This window comes from Rhodoblastus sphagnicola, from assembly GCF_002937075.1.
GTDB lineage: Bacteria > Pseudomonadota > Alphaproteobacteria > Rhizobiales > Beijerinckiaceae > Rhodoblastus > Rhodoblastus sphagnicola.
In genome coordinates, this window is the sequence record NZ_NHSJ01000047.1 from 1 (window position 1) to 6,528 (window position 6,528).

The 6,528-nt window shown below is 56.9% G+C and carries 8 protein-coding genes and 1 pseudogene; 4 read left to right on the forward strand and 5 right to left on the reverse strand.

What is annotated here, in order from left to right:
* Nucleotides 1-131: 131 nt before the first annotated feature.
* From CCR94_RS07700 to CCR94_RS07710, 3 genes are all read right to left on the reverse strand, one after another.
* Complete coding sequence (locus tag CCR94_RS07700) at nucleotides 132-1,397, reverse strand: transposase (protein ID WP_206605798.1); 1,266 nt, start codon at nucleotides 1,395-1,397, stop codon at nucleotides 132-134.
* Nucleotides 1,398-1,434: 37 nt separating this feature from the next.
* Nucleotides 1,435-2,304, reverse strand: a complete 870-nt coding sequence (locus tag CCR94_RS07705; protein WP_244593974.1) for a reverse transcriptase domain-containing protein — start codon at nucleotides 2,302-2,304, stop codon at nucleotides 1,435-1,437.
* 506 nt (nucleotides 2,305-2,810) lie between these two features.
* Nucleotides 2,811-4,022 (reverse strand): hypothetical protein, encoded by a 1,212-nt coding sequence (locus CCR94_RS07710; RefSeq protein ID WP_146089891.1) that lies wholly within the window; start codon nucleotides 4,020-4,022, stop codon nucleotides 2,811-2,813.
* 310 nt (nucleotides 4,023-4,332) lie between these two features.
* Between CCR94_RS07710 and CCR94_RS07715 the strand changes: the two are divergent.
* A pseudogene (locus CCR94_RS07715) lies at nucleotides 4,333-4,659 on the forward strand (transposase domain-containing protein); the annotation flags it as partial.
* Nucleotides 4,660-4,813: 154 nt separating this feature from the next.
* On the opposite strand, the gene CCR94_RS07720 reads toward CCR94_RS07715, so the two are convergent.
* Complete coding sequence (locus tag CCR94_RS07720) at nucleotides 4,814-5,326, reverse strand: site-specific integrase (RefSeq protein ID WP_104507299.1); 513 nt, start codon at nucleotides 5,324-5,326, stop codon at nucleotides 4,814-4,816.
* Nucleotides 5,323-5,514: a hypothetical protein gene (locus CCR94_RS07725; RefSeq protein WP_104507300.1), complete on the reverse strand. Its 192-nt coding sequence runs from the start codon at nucleotides 5,512-5,514 to the stop codon at nucleotides 5,323-5,325. Before CCR94_RS07725 ends, CCR94_RS07720 begins: the two co-directional genes overlap by 4 nt.
* Before the next feature lie 267 nt (nucleotides 5,515-5,781).
* Between CCR94_RS07725 and CCR94_RS07730 the strand changes: the two genes are divergently transcribed.
* From CCR94_RS07730 to CCR94_RS07740, 3 genes are all read left to right on the forward strand, one after another.
* On the forward strand, nucleotides 5,782-5,982 hold the full coding sequence (locus CCR94_RS07730) for a hypothetical protein (RefSeq protein WP_104507301.1): 201 nt from the start codon (nucleotides 5,782-5,784) through the stop codon (nucleotides 5,980-5,982).
* Between the two features lie 3 nt (nucleotides 5,983-5,985).
* A complete protein-coding gene (locus CCR94_RS07735; RefSeq protein WP_104507302.1) occupies nucleotides 5,986-6,228 on the forward strand; it encodes a DUF2312 domain-containing protein in 243 nt (80 codons plus the stop codon).
* A gap of 145 nt (nucleotides 6,229-6,373) precedes the next feature.
* Nucleotides 6,374-6,528: transposase (locus CCR94_RS07740; protein WP_146089892.1), on the forward strand; the 155-nt coding region annotated here is incomplete at its 3' end.

A 6,528-nucleotide genomic window follows, 5' to 3' on the forward strand; every position in this document is an offset into this window, starting at 1 on the left:
AGGATGCCTCACGCATTCGCAAGAACCCGGACATCGCCGCCCGCCTGCGATCTTTCGCGTACAACCTGCTCAGGGCCGCTGGGTGCGACAACATCAAAAACGCCCGCTGGCGCGCCGCACTCGATCTCAATCTAATCCTCGCTATGCCTCGACTGTATTAAGAACTGAACAGCTTTGCTTGGCGCCCCGGCGCCGAACAGCGCCCGCATCAGCAGTCCGAGGTTGAACCCGGCGACATGGATCATATAGCGCTTGTGAACGTTTTCGCGTCCGCGCAGCCAAGCGCGGCGCATGCCGCCGCGATCGAGCACATGGGCGATGCTGCGTTCCACCAATTCGCCGCGCCGGCGCATGGCCTTGCGCCCGACACCCGATTTCAAACGCGCCCGGTTGGCGTAAACGGCGTCGCGCGCCGCCTCGTCGCCATGCCAACGCAAATAACCCTTGGCCGGCTTGGGTTCGGAGATCCGCGTCTTCCAGACGCCGTCGGCAAGACCCTTGAGTCCGTCGCGTGAATGATACCCCTTGTCCGCGATCAACTCGCAGGGATTCTCGCGCGTCGGCGCAAGGTTGATGTCCGCCAGATTTTCCGCCGCCGCTTTCAAGGTCGCGGGCAAGGTCGCCACATCGCCTTCGTCCGCCGCATGGATCGGCGCAGCGACGATCGCTCCCGTGTCCAGATCGACCGCATGTTCCGGCTTGTATGCCAGATGCGTCGTCCCGTCCTTCATCCGCGCGATCCTGGCGTCGGGATCGGTCGGACTTGTCAAGTCGTCGTTGGACAGCTTCTTGCCCTTGCGCTTGCGGTCGAACCGCGCCAGCTCTTCGGCGCTCGGCGTTTCGATGCCGCTCTCTTTGGCCATCCGCGTCAGCATCGCGCGATAGGTCTCGCCATTGTCGCGCCGCAGGATGGTGCGCAGCGCCGCATTGGCTTCCATGGTCGAGCCGTCGACGCCGATCCGCTCGCCCTTCACCAGGCCGCGTTCGGCGATCAGCTTCAACACCCAGTCGAAAATCTTCTCATGCGCCTCATGGGACAGACGCGCCCGCGTTTTCGACAGCCAGGAATGGTCGGGCGTCTTCTCGGAAGACGACAGACGCAGGAAATCGCGCAACGAGAAAGAGTCGGCGCAGCCCCACGCGATGCCGCGCTCAGAGTCGATGCCTTCGAAATATCCGACCATGTGCATGCGAAAATACCGTCCCGGCGGCAACGAGGGCGCGCCCATTGTCGCCGCGTAAAAAGGTTTGCACACCTCCTCGACAAAGGCGTCGAAGCTGGCGTCGCTCAACAGCTTGTTCAGCCGGTCGTAAAAGGCGTGGCCGGGAGAGCGCGGCATGTCCGCCCAAGTCGCGATGAGGTCATTCTGAACCCCGGCGTCCCGCTTCATCGCCATCGAAATAATCCAGCCCGATTCCCATTATCAGTGGGAATCAGCACACGGCGACTTCGTCAACGGGCTGATAAGCCTCCTCCGCATGTCCGCGGCTGAGGATGACGAAGTCGTCGGCGTAAGAGACAACGTGCGCATGAAATGCTTCGCCGCGTCCAGTGAGACGCCAATGCTTCAGGAAACGGTTCATGTAGATGTTGGCGAGCAATGGACTCGCAACGCCGCCTTGAGGCGTGCCGCAGGTGTTGCTCTTGCCGCCACTCATACGCCGTTTCCCGTCGCCATCCCGCTCTTCTACCGGCGCTTTCAACCATAGCTTGATCAGCCATAGCATGTGCCGGTCGACAATGCGGCGCGCCACCGATTTGAGGAGGTCCGCGTGCGGGATCGTGTCGAAATATCTCGACAAATCGGCGTCTACAACGTCGGTATAGCCCCGGCAAATAAGCCGGTGCGTTTCCTTGACCGCATCGACCGCGCTGCGGCGCGGGCGATAGCCATAGGCGCTGTCCTCGAAGTCCGCCTCGAAGATCGGCTCGATCACGAGTTTGGCGGCGGTCTGAACCACCCTATCCCGAATCGTCGGAATGCCGAGCGGACGTTCTCGGCCCCCCGGCATCGGGATTGTCACCCGCCGCACCGGGTCAGGCCGATACGTCTTCGAGACGAGATTCTCGCGCAAGCCCGCCAGCCAAACTTCTACGCCCGACGCGTCGATCTGCTCGAAAGTCACCCCGTCTACGCCAGGTGCGCCCGCATTGGCGCGGGCCAGCATATAGGCGTGGCGCAGAATGTCTTCGCGGCAAACCTTGTCGTAGAGCACGTAGAAGCGGAAAGCAGGCTCCGCCTTCGCCTTACAATAGAGCTTTCTCTGAAGGTTCCTGATCTTTTCGGGCGTTTCGAGGCTCATCGCCAATCACCCTTTCCTCTCCAACTTCAAAAGCACACCAGAAGTCAGGGTCCTTTCCTCCACCGGAATTACCCGGCCTCGACAGTCATACGACCCTGTCCGACTCCCGCCCGATCCAACGCCAAAAGCGGTGTTGAAGCCGCGACCTCCGATCCGAACGAACTGGTCTCCCCCGATTACCCGCATCACCCTTCCAACGTGCCGTGTCCATTACCCCGATGGATTGGAGCAGGTGCAAGTGTCGATTGCTTCCCCGTCCACGCGGCCTTCCCCGTTACTCAGGCGGGTCGGCATCCATACCTTCACTTTCGAGGCCTGCTCAGACTTCACACGTTACGGCCCGCTGGATCGCTCAATCGCCCAAGGGCGACCTTTGTCGCGAGGCTTCCGCCCGTCCGATTGCTCGTCCAAGCCGCTCGCCAGCTACCAGATCAATCGACAACTCTCTGGGTGGAATCTTCCTCCACTGGTGATACGCGCCGTCGGGGCGCACTGAGAAATTCAGGTTAGCGATGGAAAATAGTCCAGATCAGGTCAGCGGGATCGTATTTTGGGCGGACGCCGGGGTCCATCCTCACGATGAATTCCATCGACGTAGGCGGCCCAAGCTGTTCGCTAATTCCGATGGGAATCACAAAGATCGCCGCCAGCAGCCAGATTTCGGCGAAGCGCCGTTGCGGAAAAGCCAACGAAATGTTCCAGGAACTGGCCTTGGCAAGGATGATGATCATCATCAGAAACGTCAGATTAGATGTCCACCTGAACCAGTCGGTTCCCAAACAATATAGTGGAACATAACACAAGGGAATGAGATAAAACATCGCTTTTTCAACAGACGTCATTTTCGCCTTGGCAATAATATAAAATACATAACTCCAGGTTAAAATAATAATAAAAAATACCATAAGAATAAAGCTCTTTGCATTACTAAGGGATATTTGGCGATACACCTCCTTGAATGTATGACTTAGAGCGCCGAACCCATTCATGTACAGGAATACCTCTGGGTCGCTATTCATAGGAGTCAATGATTTTGATTGTAGGTAAGCATGATACTCTTCAATAGATACGTGCGGTGGCGGAAGCAACTGATTGAAAACAAGCGCAAACAGGAGCGTGGCGGCAGGGACGAGAGTCCAAACGACCGCCTTGTTCTGCCGCTGGCCGCTACAATAGCAAATATAAAGGAATGATGGTCCAAATAAAAATATTGTATTCTCACTCAGAAGCGACAGAGCAGCAATGCATGGGACCGAAAAACACAACAAAATTCGATCATACTCAATCACATACATTATCGCTGCAAGAAGAAAGACAAATATACCGTAGATATCTGTGCGACCGATGTCGAAAACAATGTTTTTCAATGCGAGCGGACTGCCTAAAAAAAGAAGCATAAAAAACCATCTGTTCTCTTTGAGATTCTTAAACTCCGTGACGGCAATAAAAATGCAAAGGCTCAACGCCACCAGGATCAAGACCACCTCGGAAATATGAAGGTATAACAAATAATCATAAGGTGGAGGAACGATGTGACGCAAAACCTCGCCAAAAAGTCCGCGCCTCGTTATGCCAAACCGCCAGTCGATCAGCGATTGACTAAACTTGTAACCAATAGCATTACGAACACAGGTCTCCGTTATCAGGGCGACAAACCCAAAATATATGATGGTGCTGACCGATTTTGTAGCCAAAGGGGTTTTAAGCGAAATTGACACATTACGTTCCAATGTATTTGATGTCTCATTGTCGACTGTGATTCTGAATAACAGACATATTCTTCCAGGTTTCGAATCTGACAGAATACTTTAGACATCCTGAATCTTCTCCTTTTTTTAAGGGACATATAAGCACGCGTCAATAGGAGCATCACAACCTGTACGGGTCCAAAAATCTCGCACAATGGAGGGCCGGGCGGAAATTCGGAAAGGATTCCCATGGCGAAGCCGATCTTCGGCACCCGCCTGATTGCCCGATGCTTTTCAATCGCCCCTCGAAAGGGCCGGCGGAATATGGTCATCTGGCTCCATGCCGCGGGCGATCGAAGTCCTCTCCGACGATCCGAACCAACTCAAGGCGATGCTCATCGCTGAGCGGGCGCGCAACGAGCGTCTGGTCCAGTTTATCAACGAGATGCAGCGCCACCGCTTTGGCCGGAGCTCCGAGACGCTGCCCGAAGACCAGATGGTGCTCGCGCTCGAAGAGGCCGAACAGGACGAAGCAGGCGCGCAGGCGCAGGCGCAATCGGCTGACGCGCGCGACAAGGCGGCCCGAAAGCGCCGCGCCAATCGGGGCGCGTTGGCAGATCATCTGCCGCGCGTCGAAACCGTCGTCGACATCGAAGACAAGACCTGTCTGTTCTGAACTGCGCGACATAGACCTTTTTCCCGGTAGGAAACGCTCCGACGCCGAAGCCGGTCAGGTCCGTATCCCAAAGAAATTCTCGATCTTTTTCTGGAGGACATATGAAGTCATCAACAGATTTATCTGAAACATATCCCTTTGGCATTTAGTCGCCCCTCTTGAATTTCGCGCGCGCCTCAGCCACACGGTTTGCTGATACCAGCACGTCGCGGTCATAAGTTCCGGCGGTGGTCTTCTTGCTGGAATGTCCCGCCAGCTTCGCCCGGTCGTCCAGGCTGGCGCCGGCGATCCCGCCCTCCGTGATGCCGCCCGCGCGAATATCGCGGTTCCAGAGCTTAGAGGAAAGCTCGGCGGCGCGTCGGACCTCCTGCCAAGTCCCCGTGAAGCGCTTCACCATGAACGGCAGCCCGGTTTGCTCGTTGATGATCAGCGGGCCATGGCGCTCGGCGGCAGGAATGCGCGCGAGTTCTTCCTGAACCATCGGGCAGAGCGCGAGATCGATACTGATTTTTGCGCGCGTCGAGCGTTCAGTCTTCGTCGGCGTGATTGTCAGAACGCCGCCGGCAATGTCAGCCCATGTCAGGCCGATCCATTTCCGGCCGTAGCCTAGGACTGTCGAGGGGCGCGGATCGTCGAATGGCACCCATTGGCCGATCAAATCCCATTGCTCGTCTCCTTGCATCGAAAGCACAGGATCAGGTTGACAACGGCGCCGCCGGCCGCCTCGTTCAAGTGCGTGAGCGCGTAGAGCAGCTTCCGGCGCGCGGCTTTCGGCTTCTGCCACGCGATCATGTTCCACTTCTCGGCTCGAAAGGTGCCGTAGTCGTCGCCCGCCAGCCGGCGCATTTCCTTATCCCGACAGCATGTCAATCAAGCTTGCGCTCGACCAATTCGCCAACGAATTGCATTTCATTTTCGTAAAATCCATGCCCGCGCAGGCCGCTGCCGAACCGCAAGGAAATCACCCCAAAGCCTAGAGCCGCAAGGGGTTGAGGGCGATGACGAGAAAGCCGAGAATACCGACCTGCGGGTGCTGCGCGCCGAGAGCAAAAAGGCTAAGATCACGCTTTCCCGCCCTCATTTCCTTGAGCGGCCCCTACTAGGAGAAATCCGATGATCGACATTTTTGAATATTTCGATGCCCTAATTCTTGCCGTCATCTTCATCGTCATCGGCGCTAGCGTGGCGGTTGCCTACGCGCTCGGGAGCCGATCAATGATCGGAAGAAACCAGTTAAAGCCTAATTGTTCGACGCGGGAAGAAGCCAAAACCGAGCGGCATGACCACGCCGAAGCGCAGGAAAGCAAGGCATAACCCATGCCCATCCCCAATTTTGACAAAGGCTCGCTCAAATCCTTGGTGGAGCGCATCGAGCGCCTGGAAGAGGAAAAGAAGGCGATTTCCGAGGACATCAAGGAAATCTTCACCGAGGCCAAGGGCAACGGCTACGATGTGAAGATCATGCGCAAGATCATCGCCATGCGCCGCCAGGATGAGGGCAAACGCCGCGAGGAAGCGGAGCTGGTTGATCTCTATCTGTCAGCTTTGGGCGACGAATGACAGACGACCCCGCCGCGTCGGTCGGCCTCGAAATCATCGACGGAATGCGGGTCTACGAACCGGACGGCGAGGTTCTGAAACAGTACCTTGCTGAACCGCGCCGGGTTTGCCGGAGGCTCCAACTCCCAAATAGGATGGAGCCATCATGAGCACTACGACCAACAAATTTTCACCTGAGGTTCGCGCCCGCGCGGTGCGGATGGTTTTGGATCACGAAGGCGATCACGACTCGCGCTGGGCGGCGGTATCGTCGGTGGCGTCGAAGATCGGCTGCTCGCCGCACACCCTGCGTGAATGGGT

What these genes read in the sequence shown, in the direction of transcription:
- CCR94_RS07705 (WP_244593974.1), bottom strand. Translation starts at nt 2,304, where the DNA reads ATGAGCCTCGAAACGCCCGAAAAGATCAGGAACCTTCAGAGAAAGCTC.
- CCR94_RS07700 (WP_206605798.1), bottom strand. Translation starts at nt 1,397, where the DNA reads ATGGCGATGAAGCGGGACGCCGGGGTTCAGAATGACCTCATCGCGACT.
- CCR94_RS07725 (WP_104507300.1), bottom strand. Translation starts at nt 5,514, where the DNA reads ATGCGCCGGCTGGCGGGCGACGACTACGGCACCTTTCGAGCCGAGAAG.
- CCR94_RS07730 (WP_104507301.1), top strand. Translation starts at nt 5,782, where the DNA reads ATGATCGACATTTTTGAATATTTCGATGCCCTAATTCTTGCCGTCATC.
- CCR94_RS07735 (WP_104507302.1), top strand. Translation starts at nt 5,986, where the DNA reads ATGCCCATCCCCAATTTTGACAAAGGCTCGCTCAAATCCTTGGTGGAG.